Genomic DNA, 17,955 nt, shown 5'->3' on the forward strand with positions numbered 1-17,955 from the left:
CCACAAGGAGTGGAAGATGTCTTCTGTTCGAACAAACGATAACACGGCTTTTATTAACGAACTGTCGCGCCTGGTTGGCTCCTCTCACCTGCTTACCGACCCGGCGAAAACCGCCCGCTACCGCAAGGGCTTCCGCTCCGGCCAGGGCGAGGCGCTGGCGGTGGTTTTCCCCGGCACGCTGCTGGAGCTGTGGCGCGTGTTGAGCGCCTGCGTCGCCGCCGACAAGATTATTTTAATGCAGGCGGCCAACACCGGCCTGACTGAAGGTTCAACGCCGAACGGCAACGATTACGACCGTGACATCGTGATCATCAGCACCCTGCGCCTCGACAAACTGCACCTGCTGGATAAAGGCGGGCAGGTGCTCGCGTTCCCCGGCACGACGCTCTACTCCCTCGAAAAAGCGCTTAAGCCGCTGGGCCGCGAACCACACTCGGTGATCGGCTCCTCCTGTATTGGCGCTTCGGTGGTCGGTGGGATCTGCAATAACTCCGGCGGCTCGCTGGTGCAACGCGGCCCCGCCTATACCGAGATGTCCCTGTTTGCCCGTATCGATGAAAACGGCAAGCTGACGCTGGTTAACCATCTGGGTATCGATCTTGGCGTCACGCCGGAGCAGATCCTCAGCAAGCTCGACGACGATCGCGTGAAGGATGAAGACGTTCAGCACGACGGCCGTCATGCACACGATCACGACTATGTGACCCGCGTGCGGGATATCAATGCCGATACGCCGGCGCGCTACAACGCCGACCCGGATCGCCTGTTTGAATCCTCCGGCTGCGCGGGCAAGCTGGCGGTGTTCGCGGTGCGTCTCGACACCTTCCCGGCCGAGAAAAAGCAGCAGGTGTTTTACATCGGGACCAATCAGCCGGATGTGCTGACGGCGATCCGCCGCCACATTCTGGGCGAATTCACGCACCTGCCGGTGGCGGGCGAGTATATGCACCGGGACATTTACGACATCGCCGAGCGTTACGGCAAAGATACGTTTCTGATGATCGACAAGCTCGGCACCGACAAAATGCCGTTCTTCTTCACCATGAAGGGCCGCACCGACGCGATGCTGGAGAAAGTGCCCCTGTTTAAACCACACTTCACCGACCGCTTTATGCAGAAACTGGGCAATGTTTTCCCGGCACATTTACCGGAGCGGATGAAAACCTGGCGCGACAAGTACGAGCATCATCTGCTGTTAAAAATGGCCGGGGACGGGATTGCCGAAGCGCAGTCCTGGCTGAGCGAATTCTTTAAAACCGCCGAGGGGGATTTCTTTGCCTGTACGCCTGAAGAGGGCAGCAAAGCGTTCCTGCACCGTTTTGCCGCCGCAGGTGCCGCCATCCGTTATCAGGCGGTACATTCCGAAGAGGTGGAAGATATTCTGGCGCTGGATATCGCTCTGCGCCGTAATGACACCGAGTGGTTTGAACACCTGCCGCCGGAAATTGACAGTAAGCTGGTGCACAAACTCTATTACGGCCACTTTATGTGTTATGTCTTCCATCAGGACTACATTGTCAAAAAAGGCGTCGACGCGCACGCGCTGAAGGAGCAGATGCTCGCCCTGTTGCGTGAACGCGGCGCACAATATCCTGCGGAACACAACGTCGGGCATCTTTATAAAGCCCCGGACGCACTTAAGCAGTTTTATCGCGAGAATGACCCTACAAACAGCATGAATCCCGGCATCGGTAAAACAACGCGGAAGAAATACTGGCAAGAGAGCGCAGACGCGGAGCAGCGCATAACGCAAGCGTCTGATTAATTCATACAGCCAAATTTGAGAGATTGTTAAGCGCTACTTAATCGTAATAGAGTAACTGTCTGTCGCCGGAGAAACGTTTCTCCGGCTATCTATCACGAGGAGCAGGCACATCATGTCGGCTGTTGATGTTTTATCCGAGACCGAACTGGAAGTGCGCGACGCCCTTCCCGATGATGTGCATGCCATCGCCGCCATCTATGCCTGGCATGTGCTTCACGGGCGCGCATCCTTTGAAGAAGTTCCCCCCACCATCGATGAAATGCGTCATCGCATGAAAAGCGTGGCTGAGAACGGGTTACCGTGGTTAATCGCGCTGTATCGCGGCATTGTGGTCGGCTATTGCTACGCCACCCCTTACCGACCGCGACACGCTTACCGCTATACCCTGGAAGAGTCGATTTATGTGGACGCCAGCATCACCGGGCGCGGTTTTGGCTCGGCATTAATGTCTGCGTTGATCGCACGCTGTGAGCAAGGCCCGTGGCGGCAGATGATTGCCGTGGTGGGAGACGGCAATAATAATGCCGGCTCATTGCGCCTGCATAAAAAGCATGGCTTCGAGATTGTCGGACAGCTGCGCAGCGTGGGATACAAGAAAGGCGACTGGCGGGATACGGTGATTATGCAGCGCCCGCTCAACGACGGGGACTGGACGCTGCCAGAGTAAAAGCAAAACGGTAACCTGGGTTACCGTTTTTTAGTGTTTTCTCCCTCTCCCTGTGGGAGAGGGTCGGGGTGAGGGCATCAGCGCGCAGAGGCGGCTCAGTCGTTTTGCGCCGTCGCCATCTGTTCCGCTTTCTGCTTTTTATACGTCAATGCCGCAGCCGGCACAGGCTGAACTTTTCCCGTTTCAATCCAGGTGCGCAGACGGCTCGCGTCGGCGAAGTGGGTATATTTGCCGAAGGCATCCATCACCACCAGCGCCACAGGCTTACCGTTAAACACCGTGCGCATCACCAGACAGTGCCCTGCCGCGTTGGTAAAACCGGTTTTCGTTAACTGAATATTCCAGTTATCCCGATAAACCAGATGGTTAGTGTTGCGGAACGGCAGCGTATAGGCCGGGTTTGCAAAGGTCGCCATCTCTTCACGGGTGGTACTAAGCTGTCCAATCAGCGGGTACTGTTTGCTGGCAATCAGCAGTTTCGTCAGATCGCGCGCCGTGGAGACGTTGTTGATCGACAGACCCGTCGGTTCAACATAATGCGTATTGTTCATTCCCAGCGCTTTGGCCTTGGCGTTCATCGCGCGGATAAACGCGTCATAGCCGCCAGGATAGTGATGCGCAAGGCTCGCCGCCGCACGGTTTTCAGACGACATCAGCGCCAGCAGCAGCATATTTTTCCGGCTGATTTCACTGTTCAGACGCACGCGAGAGTAGATCCCTTTCATCTCCGGCGTGTGGCTGATATCCACTTTCAGCTTTTCGTCCAGCGGCAGATGGGCATCAAGCACCACCATCGCGGTCATTAATTTGGTAATCGAGGCGATCGGGCGTACCAGGTCCGGATGGCTGGCGTAAATCACCTTATTGGTGTTGAGATCAACAATCATCGCGCTGCCGGAGGCAATTTGCGGCTGGGCAGCAGCGGTGGTCACCGCGGGCGTTTTGGCGACGGCTGGCACGGCAGCGGACGCGCCCAGCAACAGCGCCAGGCTAAGTAAAGAGACTCGGAATTTCAGCATGGTGAGACTTCTGATAATTATTCACGCACGTAATGACGTACACCGCCTGTGTCAACGGAGAAACACAGGCTGGCTTCGGCATCATAGCGGTCACCGGGCGTTGTCGCCAGCGGATAATCGTGAACAGATGCTGCATTGCTGGCATTTACGCCAGCAATGCAGTGAACTCAGAAGAGACGGTATCCATAACCCCAAAGAATAACCGTCAGCGCCAGTAGCGCCTCCAGGACCAGTACGCCGATGGCGAGCGTTGAACTGGAGAAGCTCAGGCCCTCTTCTTTATTGATATTGAGGAAGGTTGGGACCCCCAGATACAGCAGATAACCGGTGTAAAAGAGGGCAATGGTACCGATCAGCGCGCACAACCAGACCAGTGGATAGAGCGCAACAATACCGCTTAAGAACAGCGGGGTCGCGACATATCCGGCGAAGACCATACAGTGCGCCAGCGATGGACGTTGCGGGTAGTTACGCGCCATCCAGTGTATAACGCGCCCCATCACCGCCACACCCGCCAGCATCAGGCCATAGAAGAGAATGGCCAGATAAAGCCCGGTAAACCAGGAGAGCTGAACCACGGTGCCGTCCCCGAAGTTCCAGCCGATTTGTGTTGTTCCAATAAAAGCGCATATTACCGGCACCGCAGCCATCAGCAGTACATGGTGCGTGTAATGATGCGAGACCGTTTCGTTCTCACTTTTAATGACATGCATTTCACGATCGGGATGGGAGAAAAGTCCCCAGACATGGTTCATAGCGCCCCCTTGTTGTCGGCCCGTCATCGATACCTTAAGTATAATGCAGGCTTTAGATTATTTTATGTACAGTGGGAAATTTCCGTTGATTTCCCCGCTGTTGATTCATGGGGTATATGATTAAGCGAGGCATGCTAAGGGAGATGATATTGACGTAATGGATATCAACGGATTAATTGAACAATACGGATACGCCGCGCTGGTGGTCGGGAGCGTGGCAGAAGGTGAAACTATCACGCTGTTAGGCGGCGTCGCTGCACATCAGGGGCTGCTAAAATTCCCGCTGGTGGTTGCCGCCGTCGCGCTGGGCGGCATGATTGGCGATCAGCTGCTCTATTTTCTGGGACTGCGTTTCGGGCCTGCGTTGCTGCAACGTTTTGCTAAGCATCAAAAGAAGATCCGCAGAGCGCAACGGCTGATCCAGCGCCACCCTTACCTGTTTGTGATTGGCACCCGCTTTATGTACGGCTTTCGAATCATAGGGCCGATATTGATTGGGGCCAGCCGCCTGCCGCCTAAAATTTTCCTGCCGCTCAATATTGTTGGCGCTGTTGCCTGGGCGCTGATTTTTACCACGCTCGGTTACGTGGGTGGCGAAGTGATTGGCCCGTGGCTGCATAATCTCGACCAGCACCTGAAGCACTGGGCGTGGTTGATTCTGGTGGTCGGGGCGGTGATTGGGGTCAGGCTGTGGCTGAAGCATCGGGAAAAGAGGCGGGAGGAGGAGTGAGGGCGTTTTTAGTTCCCTCTCCCTTTGGGAGAGGGTTAGGGTGAGGGGAAACCTACCCCTCCGGCTTAAACTGCGGATTCGCCAGCATAAATCCTCCGTCGACAATAAACGATTGTCCGGTGGTATAGCTGGCGTCGCCATCGCACAGCCACGCCACGAGGCTTGCGATCTCTTTGGTATACCCCGGTCTTGCCAGGGGGATTTCCGGCAATGAACCTTCTTTCACCGTGCTGTCATCCATGTCATTCATAGGTGTGGCAATCGCCCCCGGCGCGACGGCATTCACCAGAATGTTATGCTTAACCAGCTCCAGCGCCATGGACTTCGTTAACCCGCCCAGCGCATGTTTTGCTGCGGTATAGGCGCTGGCCTCCGGCAGCGGCGTGTGCTCATGGACCGAGGTGATATTCACAATCCGCCCCCCTTCCCCCTGCTTCACCATCTGACGTGCCGCTATCTGCGAGCAGAGAAACGCGCCGTCCACATCGACGGTGAAAATTTTCCGCCAGTCGTCAAACGGCATATCCAGAAACGGCGCTTTGGCCATCGCCCCGGCATTATTGACTAACACGTCCAGTCGACCAAAACGCGCAATCAGCGTTTCTATCGCCTCAGCGCCGTCCGGCAGAGTACTTAAATCAAGATGGATAGCCTCTGCACGCTGGCCCTGCGCTTCGATTTCACGGCAGGTGTCCAGCGCCCCGTTTTCATCTGAGTGCCAGGTGACACCAATATCAAACCCGCGCTCAGCCAGCATCAGCGCCGTGGTTTTACCAATCCCGGAATCCGATGCGGTAACAATCGCTACTCTGGTCATACTCACCTCCTGAAAAACAGCAAAGAGGTAAGTATAGATAATGGCCTTTTTTAGCCATGATGATAGCCACCGCCCAGGGCTGAGGTCAGCTGCAGCGTGGCGTCAACGTACTGACCTTTCAGCATTAATCCGGCGAGATGCTCTTTAAGCGCCGGGATTCTGGCTTCACTGACCCGGGAGCCGGCAATCATTCCCGCGCTAAAACGCGCCTGCGCCAGCGCTACCACCCGTGCCGCATCTTTTTCCACCTGTTGCTGATGACGGTTTTTCGCGGTCAGCGTTTCGACGTCACTGGCCGTGCGCGCCACCTGATTAACCGCCTCCACCACCGCTTTGTTGTAGTTCGCCACCGAGAGATTGTTCTGCGCCTGCGCGATATCCAGGCTGGCGTTCAGCCTGCCGCTGTCGAAAATAGGCAGCGTCAGCCCGGCGGTCACGCCCATCTGCTGCGCGGAAGCGCGGAACAGATCGCTGAGGTGGAGGGCATCCTGCTGTAAGAAGGCCATCAGGTTCACGTCAGGATAAAATGCCGCTCTGGCGGCCTCCACCTCACTCATGGAGGCTTCGATGTACCAGTGCGCCTCCTGCAGATCCGGACGGCGTGCCAGCAGTTCGTATCCCAGCGTCGAGGGTAACGAGGCCTCCACCGTTGGCAAGGCGTGCCGCGTAAGTGTCAAGGTGGATGAATCGGTTAGCGCGACCAGACGCGCCTCTATGGCTTTCATCTTCCCGCTCACCTCAGCCATCTGCTCTTCGGTTTTGCTGGCGTTGATATCCGTTTCGACGCCCTCTACGGAGGAGGTAATCCCATGCAGATACAGCTCGCGGTCAGCCCCGATGATATTGTCCTGTTCGCGTTTAATCTGCCCGAGAACATCCGCCGCAGCGGCCTGGGTTTGCCACTCCCAGTAAAGCCGCGCCACGCTACTGGCCAGCAGCTGACGGGTTTGTTCAAGCTCCGCTTTTTGCGCATTGACTTTGCCTATTCGGGCCTCCACCTGCGCGCGGTTTTTTCCCCACAGGTCGAGATCCCAGCCGGCGGTCAGACCAAAGGTGCCATTGGTGTACCACGGCCCGGTGGTGCCTGCCGCCGGGTCGGTAATGGCGAAGGGCCCCATCAGCCCTTCGGCGGACATTTTCTGACGTTCGGCATCCGCTGAAAAATCCATCTGCGGACCGTCGGCAGCCAGCGTGGCTTTTGCCTGGGCTTCGGCAAGCGTAATACGCTGGCGGGCAATCTGCATATCCGGCGCATCGTTCAAGGCTTTTGCAATAAGACGGGTAAGCTGGGGATCGTTATACGCCTTCCACCACTCATTTTTCGGCCAGTCCTGATGATGCAAAATCGTATTAACCGACGCCGTTACTGTCCGGGCCTGGAGAGGGGAAACCGTGGCATGTTCCGGCGCACAGGCAACCAGTACAAACGCGAGGGGAGCACTCAGAGATAAAATAAAAGAACGTTTCATTACGCCATAGACTCAAAAAAGAAAGGCGCAAATTACGCTTGATGTTATTTGTTTTTTTAGTAATGCGTGGCAATGCGTAAATTGTTATACATTTACATAAACAGAAAATTATTCACCAAATGAATTAATTACTTCGACTGAATAACCCGGGCAATATCAGCAGAAGTCTGTAATGTCCGGATCTCCTGAAATAACCCCAGCGCTTCATCATATTCTTTGCGTAAATAACTCAGCCACTGTTTAATTCGCGCCACGTGATACAAACCGGTGTCGCCCTGCTTTTCCAGACGGCTGTATTTTTGCAGCAGCGTGACGACATCTGCCCACGGCATACGCGGCTCGTTATATTTTACCACCCGGCTGAGGTTGGGCACATTCAGCGCCCCGCGGCCGATCATCACCGCATCGCAGCCGGTGGCGTTCAGACAGGCCTGCGCGCTCTCGTAGTCCCAGATTTCGCCGTTGGCGATCACCGGAATGGAGAGACGTTTGCGGATCTCACCAATCGCCTGCCAGTTAATGCGCTCGGCTTTATAGCCATCCTCTTTGGTGCGGCCATGCACCACCAGCTCGGTAGCCCCGGCCTGCTGCACCGCATCGGCGATTTCAAATTGCCGGGCATCGCTGTCCCACCCCAGGCGCACCTTAACCGTCACCGGCAAATGCGAAGGCACGGCCTCACGCATTGCTTTCGCGCCGCGATAAATCAGCTCCGGATCTTTCAGCAACGTCGCTCCGCCGCCGCTGCCGTTCACCAGCTTCGACGGGCAGCCGCAGTTGAGATCCACGCCGTAAGAGCCCAGTTCAACCGCACGGGCGGCGTTTTCCGCCAGCCATTCCGGATACTGACCGAGCAGTTGAATACGCACCAGCGTGCCGGAAGAGGTCCGGCTGTTGTTGTGCAGCTCGGGGCACAGGCGGAAGAAGGATTTTACCGGCAACAACATATCGACCACGCGCAGAAACTCCGTCACGCAGAGATCGTAATCGTTCACCTCGGTCAGAAGCTCGCGCACGAGGGAGTCGAGCACGCCTTCCATTGGGGCCAGTAAGACACGCATAGCAGTACCTGTAAAAAAAGACGCGCTATAGTATCTGCTCTCCGGGTATGTGGAAAGCACGACGTTCCATTCAGGAATGTCTGGTATGCTCAAATTTCATGATGTGATCCGTGGCACATTTTCAGGTTTAATTGTATGATGAATGCGTTTCAGCAAGGACTATCACCATGAGTAAATCATTGAACATTATCTGGCAATATCTGCGCGCATTCGTCCTGATTTACGCCTGTCTGTATGCCGGGATTTTCATCGCGTCGCTGCTGCCCATTACTATTCCCGGCAGCATTATCGGTATGCTGATCCTCTTTGTTTTGCTGGCGTTGCAAATTTTGCCCGCAAAGTGGGTCAACCCCGGCTGCTTTGTCCTTATTCGCTATATGGCGCTGCTTTTCGTGCCTATCGGCGTCGGGGTCATGCAGTATTTTGATTTGCTCAAAGCCCAGTTCGGCCCGATTGTGGTCTCCTGCGCGGTCAGTACGCTGGTGGTTTTCCTGGTGGTGAGCTGGAGTTCGCATCTGGTGCATGGTGAACGCAACGTGATCGGGGAGAAAACAAAAAAATGATAGCCAATATCTGGTGGTCGCTGCCGTTAACCCTGGTGGTGTTCTTCGCCGCACGTAAACTTGCCGCACGTTTCAAAATGCCCTTGCTGAACCCGCTGCTGGTGGCGATGGTGGTGATTATCCCGTTCCTGCTGCTCACCGGCATTCCTTACGAACGCTATTTTGCTGGCAGCAAAATCCTCAACGACCTGCTGCAGCCCGCCGTTGTCGCGCTGGCGTTTCCTTTATATGAACAGCTGCACCAGATCCGCGCTCGCTGGAAATCCATCATCACCATCTGTTTTGTCGGCAGCCTGGTGGCGATGATTACAGGGACATCGGTGGCGCTGTTGATGGGGGCTTCCCCGCAGATTGCGGCGTCTATCCTGCCGAAATCGGTGACCACGCCTATCGCGATGGCGGTCGGCGGCAGCCTCGGCGGTATTCCGGCCATCAGCGCAATGTGCGTGATTTTCGTTGGCATTCTTGGCGCGGTATTTGGTCATACCCTGCTGAACGCCATGCGTATCCATACGAAGGCTGCCCGGGGATTGTCGATGGGTACCGCCTCGCATGCGCTGGGCACCGCCCGCTGCGCGGAGCTGGATTATCAGGAAGGGGCGTTTAGCTCCCTGGCGCTGGTGATCTGCGGGATTATCACCTCCCTGCTGGCCCCGTTCATTTTCCCGCTGATTCTGGCGGTGATGGGCTAAAATTTGCGATGCGTCGCGCAAATTTCATTTTGATTTCATAAGTTGCATACATAATGAGAAGTGGATCACATATAAAGCCCTGACGGCTCCGTAAACTACCGATCCATTAACCTTTATGAGGCAAACGCCATGCACCCACGTTTTCAAGCTGCTTTCGCCCAGCTTGCAGAGAATTTGCAGTCAGCCCTGGCTCCCGTTCTGGCAGATGCACACTTCCCCGCCCTGTTGACGGCGGAGCAGGTCACGATGCTGAAACAGGCAACGGGACTGGACGAAGACGCGCTGGCTTTCGCACTGCTGCCCCTGGCCGCCGCCTGCGCGCGGGCCGATCTTTCCCACTTCAACGTCGGCGCCATTGCACGCGGGGTCAGCGGTACCTGGTACTTCGGTGGTAATATGGAGTTTCTGGGCGCAACCATGCAGCAAACTGTTCACGCCGAGCAGAGCGCCATCAGCCACGCCTGGCTGCGCGGTGAAAAAGCACTGAGCGCCATTACCGTGAACTACACCCCTTGCGGTCACTGCCGTCAGTTCATGAACGAGCTGAACAGCGGTCTGCAGCTGCGCATCAACCTGCCGGGCCGCGCGCCGCACACGCTGGCGGATTACCTGCCAGACGCGTTTGGCCCGAAAGATCTGGAGATCAAAACGCTGCTGATGGACGAGCAGGACCACGGTTTCGCCCTGTCCGGCGATGACCTGTCCCAGGCGGCCATTCGCGCTGCCAACAAGAGCCATACCCCGTACAGCAAGTCCCCGAGCGGGGTGGCGCTACAGTGCCGCGATGGGCGCATCTTTAGCGGCAGCTATGCGGAGAACGCGGCGTTTAACCCAACGCTACCGCCACTGCAGGGTGCCCTCAACCTGCTGAGCCTGAACGGCTATGACTATCCTGACATTCAGCGCGCCATTCTGGCAGAGAGAGCCGATGCGCCGCTGATCCAGTGGGACGCCACCGCCGCGACGCTCAAGGCGCTGGGCTGTACGATGATTGACCGCGTACTGCTTGCCTGATTCCTTCCGGCGGGCAGAAATGCCCGCCAGTTTGCTGAAAAACCCCTCAGTTGAGTCGCTGTTTCTTGCGCTAACCAGGCGGGTAAAGTAGCCTGAGTTAAATTCATCTTCGGTACGAGCCATCTGCATGTTAAAGCGCGTGTTTTACAGCCTGTCTGTCCTGGTCGGCATACTGCTGTTGATCGTGCTTGGTCTCGACCGCTGGATGAGCTGGAAAACCGCCCCTTACATCTTTGATGACCTGCAGGACCTGCCTTACCGTCAGGTGGGCGTGGTGCTCGGCACCGCCAAGTATTACCGCACCGGCGTCATCAACCAGTATTACCGTTACCGCATTCAGGGCGCGCTGAACGCCTACAACAGCGGCAAAGTGAACTACCTGCTGTTAAGCGGGGATAACGCCCTGCAAAGCTATAACGAACCGGTGACGATGCGTAAGGATTTGATTGCCGCGGGGGTGGACCCTGCTGATATCGTCCTCGACTACGCCGGGTTCCGCACCCTCGACTCCATCGTGCGCACGCGCAAAGTCTTCGACACCAACGACTTCATCATCATCACCCAGCGCTTCCACTGCGAGCGCGCGCTGTTTATCGCCCTGCATATGGGTATTCAGGCGCAGTGCTACGCGGTGCCATCGCCAAAAGATATGCTCAGCGTGCGCGTTCGCGAATTTGGTGCCCGCTTTGGCGCCCTGGCAGACCTCTATATTTTCAAACGCGAACCGCGCTTCTTAGGCCCGCTGGTGCCGATTCCGGCGATGCATGAAGTGCCTGAAGACGCTCAGGGTTACCCGGCGGTGACGCCAGAGCAACTGCTTGATATGCAGAAAAAAGAGAAAAAATAGCCCGCCTTTATACTTTCTTTACGACGGGCGTGACGCTTTTTATCCCGCCTTTACGCCGGCTCTTTTACGCTGAGTTCACTGCCGCTACGGCTTCATTGAAGAATGACTATGAACTCGATAATGAATGCGTTTTTCCTGAAAAGTCTCCGCCCGTATTTTAACTTTCCCGGTTTATCACTCCCCGGCGCACTGAATTCCGGTCTCTGGCTTGATGAAAAAATTGATGCCCTGCAGCACAACATTGCCGTGGAAGTGGCCGATTACCTGGAACGCTACCCGCAGACGAAGCACGTTGACGTTTATCTGAATGATATCAACGGCACGATGCGCGGCAAACGCCTCTCGGTAGAGAGCATGCTGACGCTGGAAAACGGCTGTTATTTTCCGCTCTCCGTCTATTCGATGGACCAGAAAGGACAAATCGCCGCTTCGCTGCCTGATGAACCCGACCGCCTTTGCGTCCCCGTCGCCGGCTCCCTGCGTCCCTGTCCACACGATCCACAGCACAACGCGCAGATCCTGCTGACGATGAAAGACAGCGACGAGAAACCCTGCCCGCTTGAGCCGCGTGTGATCCTGCAGACTATACTTTCCCGCTTCCACCAGCACGGGCTCTTCCCGGTTATTGCCCCGGAAATCGAGTTCTACCTGACGGAACAGGGGCGACAGGATTCGCAAAATCCGGGCTGCTTTCATATGGATACCCCGAGCGCGCACGCGGCGCTGTTTGACGAACTGGAACAGCTGGCACACCTTCAGCGCATTCCGCTCACCGGGATCGTGGCGGAAGCCGAGCCCGGTCAGTACGAATTAAACCTGAAGCATAGCCATCACGTTGTTGAGGTCTGTGATAACGTGCTGGCGCTGCGCCGCCTGGCCCGATACGCGGCGGAAAAACACGGCCTGCAGGCCAACTTTATGGCCAAGCCTTTCAGCCAGCTCTCGGGCAGCGGTTTTCACGTCCACTTCAGCCTCAATGACAGCCGCGGCAACAACCTCTTTGCCTCACCGGTGAATGCGCTTAACAGCATGATGCGTTTATGTATCGCGGGCCAGCTGGCGCTGATGCCCGCCTCCGTCGCCATTCTTGCGCCGGGCGTCAACGCGTTTCGTCGTTTGCGTAAAAACCTGACGGAGCCCCTCTTTCACTCCTGGGGTTATAACACCCGTACCGCCGCCCTGCGGATCCCCTGCTCGGATGACAGCAACCGTCGCATTGAGTACCGTCTGGCCGGAGCTGATGCCAATCCCTATCTGGTGGTTGCAACCCTCCTGACCGGCATGCTGTACGGGCTGGAAAATATCGACGAGGAGGCGTTGGCTGAACCGCAGCAGGACCAACCCGACCTGCCGCTGTTTCAGCAGGAAGCGATTGAGACCTTCGCCCGCTGTCAGTATCTCACCGACAGCCTGGGTGAGGCCTTTTCTGAACAGTGGGTTGCCTGCAAGCTCTCAGAACTCGACTGGTTTGAGCGCATTGTGACCCGGGAGGAGTCAAATCTGGCGTAGGGCATAAAAAAGCCCGCTCGTTGAGCGGGCCGGAGGAGACGGATGAGGCTTACTTCTTACGCGCGTATTTCAGTGAATCCAGCGCGACCGCGAAGATGATGATGGCGCCCTTGATGATGTACTGCCAGTACGGGTTTACGCCGATATAGGTCAGACCGTAGTTGATGACGGTGAAGATGATCACACCGGTCACCACGCCGAGTACGGTACCCACACCACCGCTGAAGGAGACGCCGCCCACCACGCAGGCTGCGATCGCATCCAGCTCATACATGAAGCCAAGGTTGTTGGTTGCAGAGCCGATACGGCCCGCTTCCAGCATCCCGCCGAAGGCGTAGAACACCCCGGACAGGGCATAGATGATGAGCAGGTTCAGGGCAACGTTGACGCCGGAGACTTTCGCCGCTTCCGGGTTACCCCCGATAGCGAAGATGTTTTTACCAAAACGCGTTTTGTTCCACAGGATCCAGACGAAGGCCACCGCAATCAGGGCATAGAAGGTGATATACGACAGGCGGAAGCTGCCCAGCGCGATAAACCCTTGCGTAAAGCTTGAGAAGCCGCTGTCAAAGCCCGAAATAGGAGACGCACCGACAAAGTCGTAGTACAGGGAGTTGATACCGTAAACGATGATCATCGTACCCAGCGTGGTGATAAATGGCGTCACGTTCAGGTAGGCGATGATAATACCGTTGATCAGACCAATCACCGCACCGATGGCGCAGACAATCAGGATCACCACGAAAATGGGCATGGTGGCCATTTCCGGGAAGACCTTGTTGGCGTTTTCCATCGACTGCAGCAGGGTTGCCGCGATAACCGCCGCCAGGCCGACCTGGCGACCGGCAGAAAGGTCTGTCCCCTGGGTGACGATCAGGCCCGCTACGCCCAGCGCAATGATAATACGCACGGAGGACTGGGTCAGGATGTTACTCAGGTTCAACAGGCTTAAGAACGTAGGGTCCTGGAAAATGATGATGGCCAGCAGTACTAAAAGAACAACGTAAATACCGCCTTCTTTCAGGTAAGTGAGAAAACTTTTTTTATTTAACGCACTCATGAGGAGCCCCTGATCTTAAAGGTGCAAAGACGCAAGACGCAAAATTTCGTTTTGCGTTGTCGTTTTGGTGTCAACAATACCGGCAACGAGACCATTGCTCATAACCAGAATACGATCTGTGATCCCTAACAATTCCGGCATTTCGGAAGAAATAATAATGATCCCTTTATTCTTTTTCGCCAGCTCGGCAATCAGTTGATAAATTTCAAACTTCGCGCCGACGTCAATACCGCGGGTAGGCTCATCCAGCATCAGAATCTCTGGCTGGGTTAATAACCAGCGGCCGATAATGACTTTCTGCTGGTTACCGCCCGAAAGCGAACCGATCTGAGTGCGGTGCCCTGGCGTTTTCACGCGCATGGAGTCAATAACCCATTGGGTATCGCTCTTCATGCGGGAGTTATCCAGCAGCCCGACTTTGTTTTTATAATTGCGAATATTAGAAATTAACGAGTTAAAGTTAATATCCAGATACGCATAAATACCGGTCGAACGACGCTCTTCCGTTACCAGCGCAAAACCATTATTAATGGCTTCGTTGGCGTTGTGGTTGTTAATCTTTTTGCCGTGCAGCGTAATCGTGCCTTCGGCTTTCTCACGAATGCCAAACAGGGTTTCCACGATGTCGGTACGCTTTGCCCCCACCAGACCGGCAATGCCCAGGATTTCACCCTTGTGCAGGTCGAAGGAGACATCGCGGATAGAGGGCTGACGCAGCGAAGTCAGGTTGCGGACTTCGAGGATCACTTCACCCGGTTTATTTTCTTTATCCGGGAAGCGCTGGTTCAGGGAACGGCCCACCATCATGGCGATGATCTTGTCCATGTCCAGCCCTTCGAGCGGCTGCGTGGCAATCCACTGACCGTCGCGCAAAATGGTTATCTCATCACACAGCTGGAAGATCTCTTCCATTTTGTGGGAGATATACACAATGCCGCAGCCGCGTTCTTTAAGCTTACGGATAATGGTAAAAAGGTGATTAACCTCTTTTTCCGTCAGTGACGATGTCGGTTCGTCCATGATGACGATTTTCGCATCATAGGAGAAGGCTTTAGCAATTTCGATCATCTGCATCTGGGATACGGATAATGTTCCCACGCGAGCGCGCGGATCGATATCAATATCCAGCTCATCGAAAATCGCTTTGGTGTCTCGATACATTTTGTCCTGATCGACAAAAACACCTTTGGTGGGATAACGTCCCAACCACATGTTATCCATAACTGAACGCTGCAGTACCAGGTTTAATTCCTGGTGAACCATCGAGATACCGTTTTCCAGTGCTTCTTTCGCTGAATGGAAATCGATCTCTTTCCCCTGAAAAAGAATGCTGCCAGAATCTTTTTGATAGATCCCAAAAAGGCATTTTAATAATGTTGATTTACCCGCACCGTTCTCCCCCATTAAAGCATGAATAGAGTGAGGACGAACTTTTAAATTAACGTTATCGAGTGCCTTAACGCCGGGAAATGACTTGTTGATGCCGTTCATTTCCAACAGGTATTCACCGGATGACGGAGTAGTTGTGCTGACCATAATTATACCTTGTTGGCCTCGCATATCGCGTTATAAAAGGGCGCAACAGGTTGCGCCCAGTGAAGACAATTTAATGCTCTTATTTACCGATAAACTCAGCCAGGTTGGACTGGTCTACGCCCACGTAAGGCACGCGAACGATTTTATTGTCAATCTTCCAGTTGGTGCCGTCTGCCGCACCTTTGCCATCGGCCAGATTTTTCGCCAGATCGAAGGTCGCTTTCGCCTGGTTGTTGGCATCGTTCAGCACGGTACCGGCCATCGCACCGGATTTAACCAGCGCCAGCGCTTCTGGCAGCGCATCCACGCCGAATACCGGGATGGAGGATTTATTGTGGGCTTTCAGCGCTTCTACCGCGCCCATTGCCATCGCATCGTTGTTGGCGATAACCACTTCAATTTTGTTAGCGTTAGGGCCGGACAGCCACGCGTCCATCTTATCTTTCGCCTGAGCGGTGTCCCACATCGCGGTATCTAACGCCAGCTGCTGGGTTTTCAGACCTTTGTCGTTCAGCTCTTTGATAACGTAGGTGGTACGCGCTTCAGCATCCGGATGGCCGGGTTCGCCTTTCAGCAGCACGAACTGAATCTGACCGTCTTTGTTCAGGTCCCAGTTCGGGTTTGCCGCCCAGTGTTTCGCGATCAGATCGCCCTGAATAATGCCGGACTCTTTGGAGTCGGTACCGACGTAATACGCTTTGTCGTAGCTGTCCAGCGCTTTACGGGAAGGTTCTTTGTTGAAGAAGACGATCGGCACGTTCTGGCCGCGCGCTTTTTCAATCACCGTGCCTGCTGCCGCCGGGTCAACCAGGTTGATAGCCAGGGCTTTCACGCCTTTCGCCAGCAGAACGTCGATCTGGTCGTTCTGTTTGGACTGGTCGTTCTGGGAGTCATTCATCAGCAGCTGAACGTCTGGCGCTGCTTTAGCATCTTTCTCAATTGCTTTACGCACAACAGACATGAAGTTGTCGTCGTATTTATAGATGGTCACACCAATACGGGTATCCGCAGCATGCGCTGCTGCACCAAAAAGCATGCTTGCCATTACAGCAGACAGAGTCAACACCTTCTTATTCATGGTATCTCCGGTTTTTTTTATGCAGGGTAGTTCTTGTGAATAACGATCGGCGGGCAGGTGTTAATAAAACGTTACTGACAGCCGAAGTTCACTTATAAAATTTCTATCTTCCGTGTTCGGTAACGCTCCAGAAATGCGTTTTATTCGTTGTTTGCGGCACGTTGGCTATAGTGAAAGTGAATAATCACTGTTACATAGCGTTTCAGCCCCTAAAACGCTGACATCATAGTCAGCGCCTTGTTAAGATACTGTGAATTTACTCACAGATTGAAAACGGTTACATCACCCCATGTAATCAGTTAGTGATCGGAACCACAATTTGCCGGGCCGCAACGGAGTGACGACGTACTAAAGTCGGCATGAAACAATGTGTTGCCCCCGGATCCAGCAGCCCTGCCGCCCCCTGTAACGCCAGTTCAGTCGCCAGTTTCGCCATAGAGACTATCGGGTAACGCACCGTTGTCAGCTGCGGGTCGGTGTAACGGGCAATCGGGATATCGTCAAAACCAATGAGCGACAAATGCTGTGGCACCGCAATACCGTTATCTTTCAGCGCCGTCAGGGCCCCGGCCGCCATGCTGTCGTTATAGGCAAACACCGCTGAAAGCTGGAGATTGCGACCCAGCAGCTCAACCATTGCCGCCTCACCGCCCTGCATATCCGGCGTACCGGTTCCTACCCAGCTCTCGGATGGCGTAATGCCGTGCTCTTTCAGGGCGTTCTGCCACCCCTCGCGCCGCAGTTCGTCATCTTCAATCTGGTGGCTGGAGGCCAGATAACCGATCCGCTGATGGCCGTTGTTGATAAGCATTTTGGTGGCCATCATTGCGCCGCTGACGTTATCCAGCCCGACGCAGCGGTGGGCATAGCCCGGAACGATGCGGTTGATCAGCACCATGCCCGGGATCTGATCCATAAACCCGATTAATTCTTCGTCGCTCAGGGCTTTAGAGTGAACAATCAGGGCGTTGCAGCGCTGACGGATCAGCACTTCGATGGCATAGCGCTCTTTTTCCGCCTCATGATAGCTATTGCCGATCAGGACATATTTCTGATGCTGCTGGGCGACCACATCGACCGCTTTCACCAGCGCACCAAAAAAGGCGTCCGATACATCCATCACCACCACGCCGATGGTGTCGCTGACCTGCGTCGCAAGCGCCTGGGCATTGGCATTTGGCCGGTACCCAAGCTGAGTCACGGCTTTCATTACGGTTTCACGGGTTTCAGGGCTGACCAGCGCGCTGTTGTTCAGGACACGCGAGACGGTAGCCACAGAAACGCCCGCCTGACGGGCGACGTCACGAATGGTGATCATATTCACCATCCTTCAAAGGATTGCAGCAACTCACAGACACCCCCTGTGTTTAGCA

General features: G+C 55.1%; 17 protein-coding genes. 8 read left to right on the top strand and 9 right to left on the bottom strand.

Features of this window, described 5'->3' with window-relative positions; translation table 11 throughout:
• Positions 1-16: 16 nt before the first annotated feature.
• Positions 17-1,765 carry a D-lactate dehydrogenase gene (gene dld, locus C1N69_RS15175; protein WP_155031483.1) on the top strand — a complete coding sequence of 583 codons (1,749 nt, stop codon included), beginning with the start codon at positions 17-19 and terminating at the stop codon, positions 1,763-1,765.
• Between the two features lie 112 nt (positions 1,766-1,877).
• Positions 1,878-2,432 (top strand): GNAT family N-acetyltransferase, encoded by a 555-nt coding sequence (locus tag C1N69_RS15180; protein WP_047959095.1) that lies wholly within the window; start codon positions 1,878-1,880, stop codon positions 2,430-2,432.
• A 95-nt stretch (positions 2,433-2,527) separates the two neighbouring features.
• Here C1N69_RS15180 and pbpG read toward each other — a convergent pair whose 3' ends face one another.
• Complete coding sequence (gene pbpG, locus C1N69_RS15185) at positions 2,528-3,451, bottom strand: D-alanyl-D-alanine endopeptidase (protein WP_014884552.1); 924 nt, start codon at positions 3,449-3,451, stop codon at positions 2,528-2,530.
• Between the two features lie 167 nt (positions 3,452-3,618).
• Complete coding sequence (locus C1N69_RS15190; protein ID WP_013097942.1) at positions 3,619-4,206, bottom strand: Yip1 family protein; 588 nt, start codon at positions 4,204-4,206, stop codon at positions 3,619-3,621.
• 157 nt (positions 4,207-4,363) lie between these two features.
• Between C1N69_RS15190 and C1N69_RS15195 the strand changes: the two genes are divergently transcribed.
• Positions 4,364-4,936 (top strand): DedA family protein, encoded by a 573-nt coding sequence (locus tag C1N69_RS15195; RefSeq protein WP_095441372.1) that lies wholly within the window; start codon positions 4,364-4,366, stop codon positions 4,934-4,936.
• Between the two features lie 52 nt (positions 4,937-4,988).
• Here C1N69_RS15195 and C1N69_RS15200 read toward each other — a convergent pair whose 3' ends face one another.
• From C1N69_RS15200 to dusC, 3 genes are all read right to left on the bottom strand, one after another.
• Positions 4,989-5,753, bottom strand: a complete 765-nt coding sequence (locus C1N69_RS15200; protein ID WP_025756254.1) for an SDR family oxidoreductase — start codon at positions 5,751-5,753, stop codon at positions 4,989-4,991.
• Between the two features lie 50 nt (positions 5,754-5,803).
• Positions 5,804-7,222 (bottom strand): multidrug resistance outer membrane protein MdtQ, encoded by a 1,419-nt coding sequence (gene mdtQ / locus C1N69_RS15205; RefSeq protein WP_155031484.1) that lies wholly within the window; start codon positions 7,220-7,222, stop codon positions 5,804-5,806.
• Between the two features lie 128 nt (positions 7,223-7,350).
• A complete protein-coding gene (dusC, locus tag C1N69_RS15210) occupies positions 7,351-8,283 on the bottom strand; it encodes a tRNA dihydrouridine(16) synthase DusC (protein ID WP_025756256.1) in 933 nt (310 codons plus the stop codon).
• 167 nt (positions 8,284-8,450) lie between these two features.
• Here dusC and C1N69_RS15215 point away from each other — a divergent pair, with 167 nt between their 5' ends.
• From C1N69_RS15215 to C1N69_RS15235, 5 genes are all read left to right on the top strand, one after another.
• Entirely contained in the window at positions 8,451-8,846 is a 396-nt protein-coding gene (locus C1N69_RS15215) for a CidA/LrgA family protein (RefSeq protein WP_014884558.1), read from the top strand.
• Entirely contained in the window at positions 8,843-9,538 is a 696-nt protein-coding gene (locus tag C1N69_RS15220; protein WP_025756257.1) for a CidB/LrgB family autolysis modulator, read from the top strand. Before C1N69_RS15215 ends, C1N69_RS15220 begins: the two co-directional genes overlap by 4 nt.
• Before the next feature lie 129 nt (positions 9,539-9,667).
• The gene (gene cdd, locus C1N69_RS15225; RefSeq protein WP_155031485.1) at positions 9,668-10,552 is read left to right on the top strand and encodes a cytidine deaminase; all 885 of its coding nucleotides are present in this window, start codon (positions 9,668-9,670) and stop codon (positions 10,550-10,552) included.
• A gap of 127 nt (positions 10,553-10,679) precedes the next feature.
• On the top strand, positions 10,680-11,399 hold the full coding sequence (sanA, locus tag C1N69_RS15230) for an outer membrane permeability protein SanA (protein WP_014884561.1): 720 nt from the start codon (positions 10,680-10,682) through the stop codon (positions 11,397-11,399).
• 120 nt (positions 11,400-11,519) lie between these two features.
• Positions 11,520-12,908, top strand: a complete 1,389-nt coding sequence (locus C1N69_RS15235; protein WP_104557469.1) for a glutamine synthetase family protein — start codon at positions 11,520-11,522, stop codon at positions 12,906-12,908.
• Between the two features lie 49 nt (positions 12,909-12,957).
• On the opposite strand, the gene mglC is transcribed toward C1N69_RS15235, so the two are convergent.
• The 4 genes from mglC to galS all read right to left on the bottom strand — a co-directional run bounded on the left by mglC (position 12,958) and on the right by galS (position 17,900).
• A complete protein-coding gene (gene mglC / locus C1N69_RS15240) occupies positions 12,958-13,968 on the bottom strand; it encodes a galactose/methyl galactoside ABC transporter permease MglC (RefSeq protein WP_045285165.1) in 1,011 nt (336 codons plus the stop codon).
• A gap of 15 nt (positions 13,969-13,983) precedes the next feature.
• A complete protein-coding gene (mglA, locus tag C1N69_RS15245) occupies positions 13,984-15,504 on the bottom strand; it encodes a galactose/methyl galactoside ABC transporter ATP-binding protein MglA (RefSeq protein ID WP_094919124.1) in 1,521 nt (506 codons plus the stop codon).
• Positions 15,505-15,583: 79 nt separating this feature from the next.
• Positions 15,584-16,582 carry a galactose/glucose ABC transporter substrate-binding protein MglB gene (gene mglB / locus C1N69_RS15250; protein WP_008500923.1) on the bottom strand — a complete coding sequence of 333 codons (999 nt, stop codon included), beginning with the start codon at positions 16,580-16,582 and terminating at the stop codon, positions 15,584-15,586.
• A 295-nt stretch (positions 16,583-16,877) separates the two neighbouring features.
• Positions 16,878-17,900, bottom strand: a complete 1,023-nt coding sequence (galS, locus tag C1N69_RS15255; RefSeq protein WP_155031486.1) for an HTH-type transcriptional regulator GalS — start codon at positions 17,898-17,900, stop codon at positions 16,878-16,880.
• Positions 17,901-17,955 lie beyond the last annotated feature (55 nt).

Origin of the sequence: Enterobacter sichuanensis (assembly GCF_009036245.1) — a bacterium.
Classification (GTDB): Bacteria; Pseudomonadota; Gammaproteobacteria; order Enterobacterales; family Enterobacteriaceae; genus Enterobacter; species Enterobacter sichuanensis.